Source organism: Brevibacterium sp. FME17 (assembly GCF_014897515.1).
Classification (GTDB): Bacteria; Actinomycetota; Actinomycetes; order Actinomycetales; family Brevibacteriaceae; genus Brevibacterium.
The window spans coordinates 136,435-154,125 of the sequence record NZ_JABUYD010000006.1; the positions used below are offsets into that span (position 1 = coordinate 136,435).

The 17,691-nt window shown below is 62.4% G+C and carries 17 protein-coding genes; 4 read left to right on the plus strand and 13 right to left on the minus strand.

Annotated features, from left to right (window positions below):
• The first annotated feature begins 66 nt into the window (after positions 1-66).
• Positions 67-942 carry a LysR family transcriptional regulator gene (locus INT40_RS08025; protein ID WP_193095878.1) on the plus strand — a complete coding sequence of 292 codons (876 nt, stop codon included), beginning with the start codon at positions 67-69 and terminating at the stop codon, positions 940-942.
• Between the two features lie 29 nt (positions 943-971).
• On the opposite strand, the gene INT40_RS08030 is transcribed toward INT40_RS08025, so the two are convergent.
• The 7 genes from INT40_RS08030 to rpmB form a co-directional block, all read right to left on the minus strand.
• Positions 972-1,718, minus strand: a complete 747-nt coding sequence (locus INT40_RS08030) for a 3-hydroxybutyrate dehydrogenase (RefSeq protein WP_101571624.1) — start codon at positions 1,716-1,718, stop codon at positions 972-974.
• 150 nt (positions 1,719-1,868) lie between these two features.
• Complete coding sequence (locus INT40_RS08035) at positions 1,869-3,221, minus strand: MFS transporter (protein WP_226830947.1); 1,353 nt, start codon at positions 3,219-3,221, stop codon at positions 1,869-1,871.
• Between the two features lie 256 nt (positions 3,222-3,477).
• On the minus strand, positions 3,478-5,556 hold the full coding sequence (locus INT40_RS08040) for a cytochrome c oxidase assembly protein (RefSeq protein WP_193071584.1): 2,079 nt from the start codon (positions 5,554-5,556) through the stop codon (positions 3,478-3,480).
• 157 nt (positions 5,557-5,713) lie between these two features.
• Positions 5,714-6,001: an HU family DNA-binding protein gene (locus INT40_RS08045; RefSeq protein WP_009882243.1), complete on the minus strand. Its 288-nt coding sequence runs from the start codon at positions 5,999-6,001 to the stop codon at positions 5,714-5,716.
• A gap of 69 nt (positions 6,002-6,070) precedes the next feature.
• Positions 6,071-6,376 carry a 30S ribosomal protein S14 gene (gene rpsN / locus INT40_RS08050; RefSeq protein ID WP_009882241.1) on the minus strand — a complete coding sequence of 102 codons (306 nt, stop codon included), beginning with the start codon at positions 6,374-6,376 and terminating at the stop codon, positions 6,071-6,073.
• Positions 6,377-6,382: 6 nt separating this feature from the next.
• Positions 6,383-6,550: a 50S ribosomal protein L33 gene (gene rpmG / locus INT40_RS08055; protein WP_101571628.1), complete on the minus strand. Its 168-nt coding sequence runs from the start codon at positions 6,548-6,550 to the stop codon at positions 6,383-6,385.
• Positions 6,550-6,786 (minus strand): 50S ribosomal protein L28, encoded by a 237-nt coding sequence (rpmB, locus tag INT40_RS08060; RefSeq protein ID WP_101571629.1) that lies wholly within the window; start codon positions 6,784-6,786, stop codon positions 6,550-6,552. The genes rpmG and rpmB overlap by 1 nt, the downstream gene beginning before the upstream one ends.
• A 612-nt stretch (positions 6,787-7,398) precedes the next feature.
• Here rpmB and INT40_RS08065 point away from each other — a divergent pair.
• A complete protein-coding gene (locus INT40_RS08065; RefSeq protein WP_193095879.1) occupies positions 7,399-8,373 on the plus strand; it encodes a protein kinase in 975 nt (324 codons plus the stop codon).
• A gap of 192 nt (positions 8,374-8,565) precedes the next feature.
• Here INT40_RS08065 and INT40_RS08070 read toward each other — a convergent pair whose 3' ends face one another.
• The 6 genes from INT40_RS08070 to INT40_RS08095 all read right to left on the minus strand — a co-directional run bounded on the left by INT40_RS08070 (position 8,566) and on the right by INT40_RS08095 (position 14,990).
• Positions 8,566-9,981, minus strand: coding sequence for a dihydrolipoamide acetyltransferase family protein (locus INT40_RS08070; RefSeq protein ID WP_193095880.1), 1,416 nt, complete (start codon positions 9,979-9,981; stop codon positions 8,566-8,568).
• Positions 9,982-9,997: 16 nt separating this feature from the next.
• Positions 9,998-10,975 (minus strand): alpha-ketoacid dehydrogenase subunit beta, encoded by a 978-nt coding sequence (locus INT40_RS08075; RefSeq protein WP_193095881.1) that lies wholly within the window; start codon positions 10,973-10,975, stop codon positions 9,998-10,000.
• Complete coding sequence (pdhA, locus tag INT40_RS08080; RefSeq protein ID WP_193071588.1) at positions 10,975-12,129, minus strand: pyruvate dehydrogenase (acetyl-transferring) E1 component subunit alpha; 1,155 nt, start codon at positions 12,127-12,129, stop codon at positions 10,975-10,977. Before pdhA ends, INT40_RS08075 begins: the two co-directional genes overlap by 1 nt.
• Positions 12,130-12,466: 337 nt before the next feature.
• Complete coding sequence (locus tag INT40_RS08085) at positions 12,467-13,984, minus strand: hypothetical protein (protein ID WP_193095882.1); 1,518 nt, start codon at positions 13,982-13,984, stop codon at positions 12,467-12,469.
• Positions 13,981-14,748, minus strand: a complete 768-nt coding sequence (locus INT40_RS08090; protein ID WP_193095883.1) for a hypothetical protein — start codon at positions 14,746-14,748, stop codon at positions 13,981-13,983. The genes INT40_RS08085 and INT40_RS08090 overlap by 4 nt, the downstream gene beginning before the upstream one ends.
• Positions 14,745-14,990 carry a hypothetical protein gene (locus tag INT40_RS08095; protein WP_101571644.1) on the minus strand — a complete coding sequence of 82 codons (246 nt, stop codon included), beginning with the start codon at positions 14,988-14,990 and terminating at the stop codon, positions 14,745-14,747. Before INT40_RS08095 ends, INT40_RS08090 begins: the two co-directional genes overlap by 4 nt.
• 235 nt (positions 14,991-15,225) lie before the next feature.
• Here INT40_RS08095 and purB point away from each other — a divergent pair, with 235 nt between their 5' ends.
• Both purB and INT40_RS08105 read left to right on the plus strand, forming a co-directional pair.
• Entirely contained in the window at positions 15,226-16,659 is a 1,434-nt protein-coding gene (gene purB, locus INT40_RS08100; RefSeq protein ID WP_193095884.1) for an adenylosuccinate lyase, read from the plus strand.
• A gap of 69 nt (positions 16,660-16,728) precedes the next feature.
• Positions 16,729-17,652: a serine aminopeptidase domain-containing protein gene (locus INT40_RS08105; protein WP_226830948.1), complete on the plus strand. Its 924-nt coding sequence runs from the start codon at positions 16,729-16,731 to the stop codon at positions 17,650-17,652.
• Positions 17,653-17,691: the final 39 nt, after the last annotated feature.

Consider the following 17,691-nt stretch of genomic DNA (forward strand, 5'->3'; position numbering starts at 1 on the left):
CGGTTCGCGCAGAATCACATATTCCGCACCGGATATGTGCGCGCACGCAGATAGGATGGAACCACTATGGCTTCATATGCACCAGGCGGGTCCGGTTCGCAGATCTCTCCCGAAGATCTGCTGACACTGCTTGCCGTGGCTCGGCTGGGAAAGTTCACCGCCGCCGCGCACAGCCTCGGCCTCAACCACACGACGGTGTCCCGACGTATCGCAGCGCTGGAGAAGGCCTACGGCGAGCGGATGCTCGTGGCCTCACCGGACGGTTGGGAGCTCAGCACTGCCGGACGACTCCTGCTGCCGGTGGCCGAGGACATCGAGTCTGCCCTGGGGCGCATCGACGCCCACTCCAGCTCTGCCCTATCCGGGACGATTCGCCTGGCCTGTCCGCAGGCCTTCGCCCTGGAATTCGCGGTGCCGGCCCTAGCCCAGCTGCAACGGAGCCATCCCAGTCTGCAGTTCGAACTCATCACGGCAACGCAGCGGGCCCGGCAGTACCGGTCGGGCGTCGATATCGAGGTCGTCGTCGGCCGGCCAGACGCTCCACGCAGCGTCGCGAAGCACATCCGCGACTATCGGCTTCAGCTCTACGCCTCCCGCGAATACTTGCAAACCCATTCGCTGCCGATGACGCTTGACGATCTTGCCGAGCATCGTCTTGTCTACTACATCGAGAACTCGCTCCAGGTCAATGACCTCGACGAGGCGGGCAACGCACTGCCGCGCGGCAAGGGATTCTTCCGCTCCACCTCGGTGCATGCGCACGTGCTTGCCACATCAGACGGAGTTGGGATCGGGATCCTGCCCGACTTCCTCGCTGTGGGCAACAGTCGCCTCGTGCAGGTGCTGCCTGAGGAGTTCTCGAAGCCTGTCTCCTACTGGGCTTCGGTCCGCCACGAATCCCTGCGCAATGCAGGGGTCCGCAGCGTCCTCGAAGTTCTCTGAGACAGACTCGCACGTCGAGACTTAGGGTCTCAGGCCGCGGACCAACCACCGTCGATGCTGTGGGCACTGCCGTTGATGACGGCGGCCGCGTCACTGGCCAGGAAGAGCGCCAACTGCGCAATATCCTCCGGTTCGGCAAGCTTCGGCACCGCAGAGTGGCCGAGGAAGACCTGCTCGAGCACTTCGTCTTCGCTGATGCCGTTCGTCTTCGCCTGGTCCGTGATCTGCCCCTTGACCAGGGGTGTGAGCACGTAGCCCGGGTTGATGGCGTTGCAGGTGACGCCCTGGGGGCCGGCTTCCAGCGCGGTCGTCTTCGTCAGTCCCATGAGCCCGTGCTTAGCGGCCACATAGGCTGATTTGTTCGCCGAGGCGCGCAGGCCGTGGATCGAGGAGAGGTTGATGACCCGCCCCCATCCCCTTTTGCACATCGCCGGCAGCACGGCCTTGGTGAGCACGAAGGGGGCTTCGAGCATGAGAGTGTTGATGAGCCGCCATTCCTCAAGCGGGAATTCCGTGATCGGGTGGATCCTCTGTATGCCGGCGTTGTTGATGAGGATGTCGACGTCGAGATCGACCCCATCCAGCGCCGAGGTATCCGCGAGATTCACCGTCCACGCCTGCCCTCCGATGTCGTCGGCCACGGCTTCCGCAGACTCCGCGTGGACGTCTGCGACGATAACGTGCGCTCCGGCTGCGGCGAAAGCTTCGCTCATAGCCTTGCCGAGGCCGGAGGCGCCCCCTGTGACGAGGGCGCGTTTGCTGCTGAGATCGACCATTGCTGTCCCTTCAAACGTGTTGTGCTTCCACTGTATTGTGCGCTGTCATGGTTTCGGGCGGTGCCGATATTCATCGGAACCGCCCGATACCGTGTGGTGGTGAGCTGATCAGCCTTATCTGATCAGCTCAGCGCGATCAGCATGAAATGATCAGCGCTGCGCGGCGTCTCGACGGTCCTTGTCCACCTGATCCAGTGAACGCAGATCGATGCCCTTCGTCTCCTTCGTGTACAGAAGCGCGATCATCGAGATCACAGCGGCTGCGAGGAGATAGAACGCGATCGGCACCGAGGACTCGAACTTCTGCAGCAGCGCAGTGGCGATGATCGGCGCAAACGATCCGGCCACGATAGCCGTGACCTGGTAGCCGGTCGAGACGCCCGAATTGCGCATGCGGGTCGGGAACATCTCCGACATGATGGCCGGCTGACCGGCATACATCAGTGCGTGGAAGATGAGGCCGATGAGCAGTGCGAGGAAGATGACGAAGGCGTTGCCGGTGTCGTACATCGGGAACGCGAAGAAGCCCCAGGTGGCCGTCAACGCGATGCCGATGCCGTAGGGGAGCTTACGACCGACTCTGTCCGTTGCCGCTCCGACCAGTGGCACGATGACTGCGTGGATTGCGTGGGCGGCGAGCAGTACGCCGAGGATCTCTGCCTGTTCGACACCGACGGCGATGGCCAGATAGGTGATCGAGAAGGTCACGACCAGGTAGTAGTGGATGTTCTCCACAAATCGCAGTCCCATCGCGGAGAAAACCTCGCGGGGGTAGCGCTTGAAGACGGCCTTGATGCCGTAGTCCACTCCCTCCTCGATCTCTTCGGACTGAACCTCATTGAAGATCGGAGCGTCGGAGACCCTGGTGCGGATGTAGTAACCGATGAGTACGATGACGGCCGAGAGCCAGAAGGCGACGCGCCAGCCCCAGGAGATGAAGTGCTCTTCGGTAAGTGTTGCCGTAAGGACGAGGAGCACACCGGTCGCAAGCAGATTGCCCAGCGGCACACCCGACTGCGGGAAGGATGCCCAGAACCCGCGTTCCCTGTTCGGGGAGTGCTCGGCCACGAGAAGGACGGCGCCGCCCCACTCGCCGCCGACGGCGAACCCCTGGATCAGGCGCAGAATGACCAGCAGAACCGGAGCGAAATAGCCGATCGAGTCGAAGGTCGGCAGGCAGCCCATGAGGAATGTGGCCGCACCGACGAGGATGATCGAGAGCTGCAGCAGCTTCTTGCGTCCGTACTTGTCGCCGAAGTGGCCGAAGATGATGCCGCCGAATGGCCGCGCGATGAACCCGACAGCATAGGTAGCGAAGCCCGCGAGGATCGCGTTCAGCGGGTCGTCCGAGGGCGGGAACAGGATATGGAAGACCAGCGTGGCCGCGGTTCCGTAGAGGAAGAACTCGTACCACTCGACGATAGTTCCAGCCATCGAGGCGGCGACGACCTTGCGCAGCTGGGTGCGAATCGTCTTTCTCTCGGCATTGTTCGAAGAACTCATGACTCTCCTTGATTTCCACGATCCGCATCAGCGTTGAATGCGCGAATCGACTTGCTGTGGCGTCTCAGCCCGTGCGGAGGTGTGCCTGTAAGCCCCAGCTATGCGGCTTCAGGTCCACGTCATCGGCGCGGATTGTGTCACGCCGTAGATAAATATGATCCAAGCAACAGTGTGCGCCATGTGAAGAATGAATGGGTGCAGGAACGGCTCGAATTCGGGAATTATCTGTGCACATTCCCGCACACGAGGTGTGCAGTCATCTGCCTCGTGGGCTGGAGTTCGCGTCGCGCTGTGCCATATTGGCGAGCATGTCGTTGTAGGCGCGAAGTTCTGCGTCGTCGGTGCGGGCTTCGCGGCGGTCGCTTCGCTTGGCTTCGCGATCCGAGGACTTCGACCATTGGAAGGCCACCATGATCGCGATGAACAGGGTGGGGAGCTCACCGATGCCCCAGGCGATTCCACCACCCAACTGTTGATCTTCGATTGCCGAGTAGCCCCAGTCAGCGCCGATGTTTCCGAACCAATCACCCTCGATGAGAACTTCTGAGCTCATGATCGAGATGCCGAAGAACGCGTGGAAGGCCATCGTGATGAGCAGCATGAGCAGGCGCAGCGGATACGCCGGTCGCTTCACTCCGGGATCGATGCCGATGAGCGCCTGCGCGAACAGATAGCCCGCGCCGAGGAAGTGGATGATCATCAGCTCATGGCCGAGGTGCCATTCGAGCGCGTATTTCATAATGCCCGAGTAATAGAAGATCACAAGCGAACCAGCGAAGTTCACGCTTGCGAAGATCGGGTTCGCGAAGAACCTCATGTACGGAGTATGGACGAGCCACAGCACCCATTCGCGGATGCCGCGCGAACCGTCCGTGCGCGCCTTCGTCCCCCGCATGAGCATCGTGATGGGCGCACCGAGGACCATCGGCAGGGGCACCACCATGATGAGAAGCATGTGCTGGATCATGTGTCCGGAGAACTGGATCTCGCCATAGACCCGGGCACCGCCGGAGGTGACGTAGACGAGGAAGATCATGCCGAGCAGCCAGCAGATCAGGCGATGGATCGGCCAGGAATCACCTCGGCGCCGGAGGTTGATGAACCCGACGATATAGGCCGCAGACAGGCCGACGGCAACGACGACCCACAGCGGATCCAGGGACCATTCGGTGAAGTAGCGGGCGAAGCTCGGCGAGGGCGGAAGTGGGTCGCCGGTCAGGATCTCTGCGGGGGTCGGGTCGCCGACAGGTTCCTGGGAAACCGGGGGTTGAGACCGTGACAGAGCGACCGCGAGGCCCATGGTGGCGCCGAAGATGATGAATTCCACGATGATGAGGCGCCAGAATTCCCTAGTCGCCGAGGCGGCGTCCCCCAGTCGTCGGATGACGAACTGGCGATGCCAGAACCCGACGAGACCGAGCAGAATAGTCGCGAAAGCCTTCGCCACGATCACCTGCCCGTAAGGGGTCATGAGGTCAGCGAAGCTGTGAACGCGCAGCAGGGAGTTCACAACACCGGAATAGGCGACGATGGCGAAGGCGATGAGCGCGAACGACGAATAGCGTTCGATCGTGGTGCGCAGCTGGTGCGAGCGGGCGAGGTCCGAGCCCAGAAGAGCGATGGTGAAGAGGCCGCCCAACCAGATGATGACGCCCACTAGGTGGAGACCGATGCTGTTCACGGCCTGGGTGTGTCCGGAGGCTTCGGCGGAGTGTCCCATCAGCGCCAGCGGGATCACCACGCCGACGCCGAGGACGCCTGCCAAAGCGATGCCCAGGTAGCTGCGGGTGCCGAAGCACAGGGTCGAGGTGACGGCGATGAGGACGACGATGAGTGTCCAGAGTTGACCGAAGGCGATCTGGGTCAGAAACACGCCGAGCTGATTGGAGAAGTCGAGGTAGGCCTGCGCACCGACCGTGTCGGCAAAGGTGAGGACGAGGACGGCCACGGCGGAGATGGTCCAGGCGACCGAGGCCACCTCGGCGATCTTCAGGGTCTTTTCCCACAGCACATTGAGCGGGGTCTCGTCGGGGACCCCAGAATTGGCGGCTGCGGAAGTCGCCTTCCGGCTCCTGCCGCGCCCCCGGGTGCGGGGCAGGATGAGGAGGGCGAACATCAGTGCGCCCAAGGTCAGTGCCATCGAAATGTTGAAGACGAACTTCGCGGCGGGCAGACCGTACCGAACGTAGGGACCTGGGTCATTGAGGAGCGTCGCAGAAGCCGCTCCGGTGAATAGCATCGCGGCCAGACCCACAGCGAGTCCGCCGATGACGACGAGGGGAACGGCGGCGCGAGACGTGAATCGGGTGACCGATTCGAATACCTGAGTGCTCACTGGTGGCAGACCGCCGCTTCATTCATGGTTCAAGGATATCGCCGGAGTCTGAAGCCGAGCTAACTGCGGGGCCCGGACGTGGTCGAAGTCTCGGCGAGGAGACAAGAAATGACCCGAACCAGACGGTCCGGGTCATTTCACGCTGATGCGCGAAGGCTCAGTTAGGGCTGCCAGCGGCAGCTTTCAGCTTCGAACCAGCGGACAGCTTCACGGAGTAGCCGGCCTTGATCTGGATCTCTTCACCGGTCTGCGGGTTGCGTCCCTTGCGAGCGGCACGCTCGGTGCGCTCAACAGACAGCCATCCTGGGATGGTGAGCTTTTCGCCCTTGCCGACGACGTCGGAGAAGACATCGAAGACACCATCAAGAACGTCCGAAACCTGCTTCTGGGTCAATCCGGAATTCTCTGCAACTTCTGCTACGAGCTCACTGCGGTTCTTAGCCATAAAAGCGTCCTCCTTAGGACAAGTCGGTCGGTTACCGGTCCGTTTTTCCGATAACGAACTTCCTCGAGATTACCAGCTTGACTTCGTGATGCCGGGCAACTCGCCGTTGTGTGCCATTTCGCGGAAACGAACACGGGAGAGGCCGAACTTGCGGAGGTAGCCGCGTGGACGGCCATCAACCTGGTCACGGTTGCGCACACGCACTGGTGAGGCATCGCGAGGAAGCTTCTGCAGTCCGAGGCGTGCTTCTTCACGCTGCTCGTCGGTGCTGTCTGGGTGTGTCAGCTGACGCTTGAGCGTCGCACGACGCTCCGCGTAGCGCTCAACAATGACGCGACGCTGCTTGTCGCGTGCGATCTTTGACTTCTTAGCCATGTGCGCTCAGCGCTCCTCTCGGAAATCGACGTGCTTACGAACAATTGGATCGTACTTCTTGAGAACCATGCGATCCGGGTTGTTGCGGCGGTTCTTGCGGGTCACGTAAGTGAACCCCGAACCTGCTGTCGACTTGAGCTTGATGATGGGACGAATGTCCTGTGCTTTAGCCATCAGAGCTTCACTCCCTTGGCAATGAGTTCGCCGACGACCGCGTCAATTCCGCGCGCGTCGATGACCTTGATGCCCTTGGCGGACAAGGTCAGGGTGACGCTGCGGCGCAGAGACGGAACGAAGTAGCGCTTTTTCTGAATATTCGGGTTGAAACGACGCTTAGTGGTTCGTTTCGAGTGGGACACGTTATGTCCGAAACCAGGGACGGCCCCGGTTACTTGGCAGGTTGCTGCCATGACTCTCCTCCAGTTCACAAGTTACCGACTCTCGAAGCAAGCAGGTCTGCGTGGGATCCACGCTGGCTTGCGCCGATGTCGGAAGACATCAACAAATTTTCACGAATGCTGCTCAGTCGGACAAATGCCCGACCACCTACCAGACAGTCGCCCGGTATGCGGCGTTCGCAATGAAAATTGTGTACGCCAAAACAGGTTTGCCCGTTTGGGCGAGATGTCTCACCAGCGCTGAAGCCGTAGCCTGTGAGAGATTGGCCGAAGCTGGAGTGCAGCGGTGGGTGAGCACCATGTTGGCCTCAGCAGATCAATCGGTGATCGAACTCCTACGACACAACAGATAACAATCTTAGTGAGAGACAGGCCTTCAGAGCAAATTCACTGAATGTCGGTCGCGACACCCCATGGGTAGGGTCGCGCCGAAGCGGCCGAGAACGCGTTGCCTCCGTATTTGCGGGGCGAACACCGTTTCGCGCCTCGCACTCATCGCGCACCCAGGTACGCTCTCATGATCCAGCAGGCAATGCGTCCTGCTCTGGCTCGTGTTGAACACGTGCCGATGTCGTGCCAAGGTAAGAAGATGATTGCCACCACATCTGGCACTCAGGAGGACCGATGAGCGACGTTCCACCGAGGCCGCGAATCCGTCCAGCGACCAGCGATGACTGGCAGAAGGACCAAACGGATCGTGCCAGTCTGACCCTGTCGCCGGGCCAGGAGTCCACCAAGAGTGCTGCTGATTTCGACACCTCGACCTATTACGAATACCTCGAGAAGCACACTGGCGACGTACCCGTATCCAAAAATCGGACTCGCAACGTCTTCGCCCCCGTCGGCGCCTCCCCGTTCCAGGGACAGGCTCAGGCCCTCCAGGGAACGCAACCAACAGAACGCCTAGGCCACACCGCGACTCGCGGGCAGACACAAGGCCACGGACCGAGGGAAAGTCGACCCGGGCACGCAGCGCACGGGCCTGGCGGCCCGGCATCCGGACAGATCCCGCTCCAGCCGACACCCGCCCCGAAGAAGGGCAACGGAGTCAAGATCACGATTGTCATCATCGCCATCATGATGATTCTCGGCCTGCTGGCCTTCTTCGGAATCCGCTCGCTGGCCCCGTCATCGGGAACCGTGCCCGTCGACTTCGGCGGCGACGAGTCTGAATCCGCCTCCCCATCCCCTTCCGAGTCACTGGTGCAGCCGACGGCGAGCCCACAGCAGGAACTGTCCACCTACACGAAGGAAGGCACGGCGAAGGCCGATGATATCGAAGGCCAATGGGTGACGCAGGTCAGCGCGAAAGATATCGGACTCGAGGCCGACGGCAAGACATGGTCAGCACAGGACATCCTCGACGAGTTCGAGACCAACCGCGTCAAATACCCGGGTGCGATCCTCATCCACAGCGGGGACTGGGGTTCCTACAAGGACGACAACTACTGGGTCACCATCATCAATACCCCTTACAGCGATGCCGAGCCTGCGCTGGACCAGTGCCGCTCCTGGGGGCTTGATCGAGATCATTGCATCGCCAAGCGCCTCGTCAAGGACGGCAGCCCTGCCGACAACAGCGCCTACCTCGACAAATAGGTTCCGAGCTGTTCGCGGCGGTGTTCCCTCGCCGCAACATCAATAACGCGCCGAGACAACGGTAAAGCCCCACCACACAGGCGGAGCGTCGAGACATCTACGCACGCATAGATGTCTCGACGCTCCGCCGTGGTGTCGCATTCAGACTGATGACTGCGACGTGGATTTCTACGGGGGAAGTCTGAGCTCGCCTCAGGCCAGCAGCAGTGTCGGATCCTCGAGTCCACGACCGACGTCGGCAAGGAACTTCGAGATGATTTCACCATCGACGACGCGATGGTCAGCACTCACCGACAGCGTCGTGATGTCACGTGGAACGATCTCGTCACCGACGACCCAGGGCTTCTTCCGGATCTGCCCGAAGGCCAGGATCGCGGCCTCGCCGGGATTGATGATCGGAGTTCCCGCGTCGACGCCGAAGACACCGACGTTTGTGATGGTGATCGTGCCCCCGGACTGGTCTGCCGGAGGTGTCTTGCCCGAACGAGCCAGCGCGGTCAGATCCTGAATGCCCTGAGCCAAATCGGTCAGGCCCATCGCGTGTGCACCCTTGATGTTAGGCACCATGAGACCACGCGGGGTGGCTGCGGCAATACCGAGGTTGAGGTACTTCTTGATGACGATCTCTTCGCCTTCGAGGCACGAGTTGATCCGCGGGTTGCGGTTAACAGCCCAGGCCACAGCCTTGGCTACGAGCAGCAAGGGAGAGACCTTGATGTCCTCGCCCAGGAACTTCGTGGACTTGAGCTTTCGCACGAAGGCCATCGTCTCGGTCACGTCGACGTCGAGGAACTCGGTGACGTGAGGCATCGTGAACGCGGACTCGACCATGGCCTTGGCCATCATCTTCGCCACGCCCTTGAACGGGATCCGCTCTTCGAGCTCGCCGGTGGAACCGACCCCCGCCGAGGCGGCCGCGGCCCCCGCGCTCGAAACTGCCGCTGCGGTGAGTCCTGCTCCAGAGCCGCTGGCTGCGGCCTTGAGGTCGTCACGAGTGACTTCGCCGCGTGAACCTGTCGCAGCGACCGTTGCCAGGTCGATGCCGAGATCCTTGGCGAGCTTGCGCACGGGAGGCTTGGCCAGCGGCTTGCCTGCCGAGGCGGCTGCCGGTGCAGCGGCTTCGGCTGGTGCAGCGGAAGGTGCCGGTGCTGCCGGAGCCGGAGCTTCCGGTACGGCCGACGCTGAGGTCGGGCTTGCCGGCGCCGGAACGCCAGCACCCTTGCGGGGACGACGTTTAGACGAGACTGCTTTAGCACCGTAGCCGACGAGGGTGGCGCCGCCTTCGGCGTCGTGTCCGCTCTCGACCGAAGTCTGTGCATCTCCTGTCGCAGGTGTCGATGCTCCCGCGGTCGTGGAGCTGCCGGTGGAATCGCCGCCGCCGAAGCGGATGATCGGTGTTCCGACCTCGATGGTCTGGCCCTCTTCGACCAGCAGAGCCTCGATCGGTCCGGCTTGGGGGCTGGGCAGTTCGACCAGAGATTTGGCTGTTTCGATCTCGACGAGGATCTGGTTGACGGTGACGGTGTCGCCGACGGCGACCTTCCACGACACGAGGTCGGCCTCTGTCAGGCCTTCACCGACGTCAGGAAGAGAAAATTCAAAAGACATATCAACTCTCCTTGAGTCAGTAGGCCAGTGCCCGGTCGACACCATCGAAGATGCGGTCCAGGTCAGGCAGGTAGTGCTCTTCCATCCGCGAGCCGGGGTACGGCGTGTGATAGCCGCCGACTCGGATGACTGGAGCCTCAAGATTGAAGAAACAGCGCTCCGACATGCGTGCCGCGATCTCAGAGCCGAGTCCGAGGAAAGTCGGCGCCTCGTGTGCGACAACCAGGCGACCGGTCTTCTGCACCGACTTCTCAATCGTTGTGAAGTCGATCGGGCTGAGACTGCGCAGGTCGATGAGTTCGACGCTCTTACCTTCGTCTGCCGCTGCTGCCACGACGTCCTTGGCCGTGGGCACCAGGGGGCCGTAGGCCACCAGGGTGACGTCGGTGCCCGTGGAGATGACACTGGCATCGTGCATTCCCAGGTCGCCGCGGTTCGCGGTATCCACGTCTCCGCGCAGCCAATAGCGGCGTTTGGGTTCGAAGAACATCACCGGATCGTCGCTCTTGATCGCTTCCTGCATCATCCAGTAGGCGTCATGGGCATTCGAGGGTGAAACCAGGCGCAGTCCAGCGTGGTGGGCGAAGACCGTCTCCGGACTCTCCGAGTGGTGCTCGGGTGAACCGATTCCGCCGCCATAGGGCACACGGATGACGATCGGCACTCTTTCTTTGCCCAGGGTGCGGTTGTAGAGCTTGGCAACCTGAGTCACGATCTGGTCGTAGGCCGGGAAGATGAAAGCGTCGAACTGGATTTCGATGACCGGACGGTAGCCGCGCAGCGTCATGCCGATCGAGGTTCCCACAATTCCGGATTCGGCCAGTGGAGCATCGATGACCCGCTGCGGACCGAAATCCTTCTGCAGGCCCTCGGTGACACGGAAGACGCCGCCGAGCTTACCGATGTCCTCACCGATGAGGACGACCTTCGGGTCGTCCTCCATGGCTTTGCGCATTCCGGCCGTAATGGCCTTTGACAGGGGAAGTTTCTCCATCAGGCCTCACCTGCATCGGCGAACGAGGCCTGGTACGCGAGGAATTCCGCGCGTTCCTCATCGACGAGGGAGTGAGGTTCGGAGGTGACGTGGGCGAACATCTCGACAGGATCGGGATCTTCCATGGTCATGCAGTTGTGACGGATGCGAGCAGCGAGAGTGTCGGCTTCAGCGTCCACCTCGGCGAAGAACTCGTCAGCGGTCTCGGTGTGGTTGTCGAGGTAGGCCCGAAGCCGCTTCAGCGGATCGCGGTCCTCCCAGATCTCTTCCTCGGCCCGGTCACGGTACTTAGTCGGGTCGTCGGCCGTGGTGTGAGCGCCGCGACGGTAGGTGAAGGCCTCGATGAGCATCGGGCCGTTGCCGGCGCGGACCGAATCCAAGCTGGCCCTGGCCACGGCGTACATCGCGATGATGTCGTTGCCGTCTACACGCAGACCGGGTACGCCGAATCCTTCGCCGCGTTTGCACAACGGTGCCGCGGTCTGGACGTGGGTCGGTTCGGAGATGGCCCACTGGTTGTTCTGGCAGAAGAAGAGCACGGGTGCGTGGAAGGCTCCGGCGAAGGTCAGCGCTTCTGAGACGTCGCCCTGCGAGGTGGCTCCGTCGCCGAAGCAGGCGATAGCCACAGTGTCGCGTTCCAGGTCACCGGTGCCGACGTCGCCGTCCATGGACACGCCCATGGCGTAGCCGGTGGCGTGCAGCGTCTGCGAACCGATGACGATCGTGTACGTGTGGAAGCGGTGTTCCTGAGGGTCCCAACCGCCGTGGTCCTGGCCACGGAACATGCCGAGAAGGGTTTCGGGTTCGACGCCGCGGGTGTAGGCGAGGCCGTGTTCACGATAGGTGGGGAAGACGAAGTCCTGGGGGCGTGCCGCCCGTCCCATTCCGATCTGGGCCGCTTCCTGACCGAACATCGGCGCCCAGAGGCCGAGCTGTCCTTGGCGCTGCAGGGCCGCACCCTCAGCATCGATGCGACGAACCAGGACCATGTCCCGGTAGAAGCCGCGCAGATCCTCATCGGTGAGCTCTGCCGCGAAAGCGTCATATTCACCGGATTCGACGCGATTGCCGTCTTCGGTGAGCATCTGGATCATCCGAGGTTCCGATGACTGACTGTGGGCAGTCCCGGTTCCCACTGAAATGTTGGAGGTCATTTCAGTTCTCCTTTGTTCAAGGTCCAAGCGCACCGGAGGTGACCAGTGGCGGACGGTGTCCTGCGGACGGGATCTCTGGTGTGAGTTCTCGCCCTCGAGTGATGTGATTCACAGGTGATACCACGATACCGAATCCACCGACCGCATGCCACATCGGCCATGTGCGTCGAGCGCCAGTTGTTATGGTCGGGTTCAGCCTAGGAGACGAATTTCGCGCGTGTCGTTCACGTCCAAAGGCTTCCATGTCGAATTGTCGATGGTCTCAGAGTTGGTCCAACGTCCGACAAACGCATGTCCGACCAGTCCAGAGCCCCAGCTCGCCGAGGTTGGACTCGGGTCATGTTCGCTTGCGTTTCCCCTGGTAATCCCTCGTCTCCTTGAGATCACCGGTGAAGAATTCTGAGTTCTTCGCGGTGAACCGGTTGAGTCCGGCATGACCGCCTGCAAGCATGAGCCCGATCGAGGCGGCGTAGGCAGCTGAGGAGTGTGCGGCTCCGGCCGAGGAGAACAGTTCGTCGAGTTCGGCATCGGTCTTGCCCTGCAGGTTCGGGGCCTGGCGCAGCTGTTCGGGATCGTAGTCGACGGTGATCGTCGACCACTGGTCTGTGGCTGGATTCTCGTTGCCGTCGAGGTCGGGCACCAGGTCCTGTTCGTGCTCGATCGAGAGGACATCGATGCCCTCGTCGACCGGGAAATCTGAGATCGGTGCTCCCACTGTGACGAGTGCGGTGACATTCACATCGGCGAGGAAGGCCGGGTCGGCGGCCAAGGAACCGGCAGTGATTCCGCCCTGCGAATACCCCACCAACATGACCTCGGCATCTGCCCCGATATTCGCATCGGCGATGGCTTGGCGGACCATTTCCGCCATGACGGTGTCATTGCCAGCCATTGCCTGTACGTTCGTCGTCAAATCGGTGGTGTTCTGTCCTGACTCGGGTGACCAGTCGGTCGTCGCGGGCACGTAGACGATGTAGCGAGTGGTGCCGTCGGGGGAGGTGATCTCCTCGATCCGCACTTGTCCGGAGTCGGCACCGCGGTGGCGGTCCGCCTCTCTGCGATAGAGGTCCTCGAGGTCACGCGGCGGCTCATCATCGGCCGGAGTGAGTCCCTTCGCCTTCCAGACCTCCACGTCTGAGGGCAGGAGCAGTCCGAACATGTTCGCACCTCCCAGGACCCACGCGGTCATCGATGAGGAGTCGTGTGGCCACAGCCCATGATCGCCCTCGGTGGCCAGCACCGCTGGCGGCAGCCCCATGAAACCGACGACGACTCCCGGCAGCACGTGTTCGATGATGGCCCCTGAGACATCGGAGTGCTCGAACACGAGGGCGACGAAGGCTTCCTTGGCCGCCGCCTTCGTCTGCGCCAGGTCGATGCCGAAGTGCTTGGCGACGACATCGTCGAGACCTGTGACATCGAGGAGCTTCAGACCCAGGTAGATCGGGGCTCCGACGGCGATGCCGATCGGGATGGTCACAGGCAGGGTGATGGCAATGACGCGACCGCTGACGTATCCGAAATAGTCGAGGAGTCCGCCGAAGGTCTCGCTGACGCCTTTCTCCGCCTGCCTGTAGGCGAAGACTGCGGCTCTGACGGCCAGGACGGTGGCTTCGAGTTCGATGAGCACCCGCGTCGACTGGTGGAAGTAGACGATTCGGGCGGCATCGAGATTGATCGCTGTGAGTGGAGCAGGAACCTGCGTCAGGAGTGTGGCCAGATCGAAGTCGGCGAGCGCCCCGTCCGCAGACAGGTCACCGATCGTGGTGCAGATGCGCTGCAGTTCGTCCCCGCTGGAGTCTGCCCGGTCATCGATCTTCAGCTGCGGACCGCCGGTGGTTCGGGTCGCGATCATGGGTGGAGGACGGTCGTCAACTGGAGGCGAGTCAGAGTCGCCGCAAGGAGGACTCGCACCGCGTTGGACTCAAGGCTGTGCTCAGCTCCCATGGTGATCGTCTCACCGTCTCGTTCCAGCGTCGGCCGGGCCCAGGTTCCGCCGACTCTGTGCAGGAACTCCATCCCGGCGACTCTGGCCTCACTCAGGTAGGTCAGGGTGAGCACACAGTCTCTCTCGATCAGAGAGCTCAGCTCTTCGGTGACCTGCCCGAGCTCCTGCGGGCGGAGACGCCTGAGGAGTTCGAAGCCTGCGAACTCCTCGAAGCCCTCACCGTGGAGCACCAGGATGCCCAGGCAGATGTCATCGAGCAGGGACACCTCGAGGTGGGCGGTCTCGGCCCCGGAACTGATGACGATGGTGATCCGCGAGCGGGTGCGATTGAGCTCGGCGGTGAAACCGGTCAGCCAGGCGGTGAGCACATCCAGCCCGCGCTTGGATTCCCTGCCGGTGGGTTCCCCCAGCATCACCGTTTCCGTGATCCCCTGCCCCCCGGTCCGCGTTCCGCTGGACTCCTTTTCCGCTGCCCCAGTCACCCCTGATGCCGGATCCCCCGCCGAGGTGGTCACGGCAGCGTCTGCACGTGGCATCAGTTCGTGGGGCCACAGCGACCTCAGCCGTTCAGGGAGCCCCATGATTCGTGCGCTGTCTACGGCGAACCATTTGCTGCCCGGCACAGCCGCAGCTTTCCCCGCCCCCACTGCCGACCTCGTTCCCTCGTTCATATCTGGATCCGGCCTCCCACCGAGACGACCTGCAGATGCAGGTCGTAGGCCTCGGCGAGCTTGTCTGCTCTCTCTGCCAGGGTGGTGATCGAGTCCGAACAGGTCAGCAGACGATCGCCGAGCATCCGTCCTGCCGGGGAGTCCCATCCTTCGACCTGCCGGCAAGTCTGAGCCAGGCTGCGCAGCTCATCTGCTCGCCGCCTCCACCCATCCCGGTTGAGTGCCAGCTCATCGGTGATCACTGTCGTCCTCCCTTCGACTCGGCGTCAGCCTTCACCGTACGAAGCGGCCCGCTCCCTTGGAAGGTCTCCGGTTCGTCCTGTGGAAATCGGTCGACGCTCCACAGGGTTCCGACGCCGAAGTCGCGGCCCAATCCACAGGAGGTGGAGCATAAGAGACAGCCCGGACCTCGGGTCTCGGCCCGACCGCCTGATGGTCGGTTCCCCGTCTGCACGCGGCTCATGAGAAAATGACATCATGCCGACTGTTTCGCTTGCTGACATCTCACCCGCCATTGCTCTCGGACCACTCGATGGCCGTTACCGCAAAGACACCGCTGACCTCGTCGATCACCTCTCCGAGGCGGCCCTGAACCGCAATCGGATCATCGTCGAGGTCGAGTGGTTCATCCACCTCGCTCAGAACTCCGTGATCGAGGGAGTCCGTCGCCTCACCGAGGACGAGGTCACCGGGCTGCGTGACTTCGCCGAGAACTTCGATGCGGAGACGATCGCCACCCTGGCCGCCCATGAGGCCGTCACGGTTCATGACGTCAAAGCCGTTGAGTACACAATCAAAGAAGCGCTAGTCGAACTCGGTGCCGACGATCTCAGCGAGCTCGTCCACTTCTGCTGCACGTCTGAGGACATCAACAATCTGTCCTGGGCTCTCGGGATCAAGGGCGCCACCGTTGATGTGTGGCTGCCCCGTGCGAAGGCACTCATCGACTCACTGGCCGACACCGCCTCGGCGCTGGCCACGGTGCCGATGCTCTCCCACACCCATGGTCAACCGGCAACGCCGACGACGATGGGCAAGGAGCTCGCAGTGTTCGTCCACCGTCTGCGCCGCCAGTATGAGCGGATCAAGGCAAGCGAATTCCTCGGCAAGATCAACGGTGCGACCGGGACCTACTCCGCCCACCTGGCCGCCGTGCCCACCGCGGACTGGCCGAAACTGGCCAAGACCTTCGTCGAAGGCAGCCTCGACCTGACATTCAACCCGCTGACCACGCAGATCGAGTCCCATGACTGGGATGCGGAGCTCTTCGCCGACATGGCACGGTTCAACCGCATCGCCCACAATCTGGCGACGGACATGTGGACCTACATCTCGATGAACTACTTCAAGCAGATCCCCGTCGCAGGATCCACCGGGTCCTCGACGATGCCGCACAAGGTCAATCCGATCCGCTTCGAGAACGCCGAGGCGAACCTCGAGCTCTCATGCGCACTGCTCGATTCGCTCGCCTCGACCCTGGTGACCTCACGGATGCAGCGCGACCTCACGGACTCGACCTCGCAGCGCAACATCGGTGTCGCCTACGGCCATTCCGTGCTGGCGCTGAACAACTTGATCAAGGGCCTCGATCGGCTCGCGATCAACGAAGAGGCGCTGGCCGCCGACCTCGACTCCAACTGGGAGGTCCTGGGTGAGGCGATCCAGTCGGTGATGCGCGCCGCCGGCCTGCAGGGTGTGCCGGGCATGGACAGCCCCTACGAGAAGCTCAAGGAGCTCACTCACGGGAAGCGCATCGACCAGACGGACCTGCAGTCCTTCGTCTCGGGTCTCGGACTGCCCGAGGCTGAGACCGAACTGCTGACGGCACTGACTCCGGCCACCTACGTCGGCGTTGCCGCGCAGCTGGCTGAGTCAGAGGTCTCCGATTGGAAAGCCCGCACACAGGGCTGATCTCGGCGCACGGAACTCACTGTTACCGATCGGTAGATAATACGGTCGATCTTCACTAACCTTGTGCTCATGACGAGCACAATGATGAGTTCCGTGCGCATTCCGGTCACCGGCGGCACGCACACCGATGCCGCTGGTTCCAGACACACCGACTCCGAGCGGGCGAGCCACATCGTCGGCACCGTGCTGATGCCGCCGGAGACGCCGGCCGGGTTCCTCACGATCCACCCCGCCACCGCCACACCGGCCCGGTTCTATACGTACTTCGCCGAATACGCGGTCGAACGCGGCCTGGCTGTGCTCACCTACGATGTACGAGGCGTTGCCGCCTCCGGCCCGGCCCGGGAGCACTCACAGCTGCGGATGCGCGATTGGATGCAGCAGGATGCGAATGCCGTCGCTGCCTGGGCCAACACTGAATTTCCCGAGCTGCCGAAACTCGCACTCGGGCACAGCCTCGGTGGTCATGCTCTGTTGTTGGGCAACGCCACAGAGGACCTGCGCGGCTTCGTCACCGTGGGCACGGCACGAGCGGCGCTGCGCGACATCAATCCCCGCGGCGAACGTCTGCGAGTCGGTCTCATCCTCAGAACACTCGGCCCTCTGATCAGTCCCCTCGTCGGCTATGCGCCCGGCAGACGCCTCGGACTCGGCGAGGATATCCCGACTGCGGCCATGCTCGAATGGGGCCGCTGGGTCTGCATGTCCGAGTACTTCTTCGACGATCCGAGCCTGGGAGCCGCGGCTCGGATGGCACGTTTGCGCACGCCCGTGCTCGCGATCGGTGCCAGCGACGACAACTGGGCCTCACCAGCGCAGATCGACGCACTCGTCGACCATGTCCGCCTCGCCGAGGTGAAACGACGAACCTTCACGCCGCGAGAGCTCGGGGTCGCCCAGATCGGCCATCACGGTCTGCTGCGGCGCTCGATCTCCGAGAGCGCTTGGCCCGAGATCGTCTCGTGGCTTCTGGGGCGCCTCCCCCGACACTGACCCCAGGGGACCGGCGCTGATCCCAGAACGGAGCAGAAC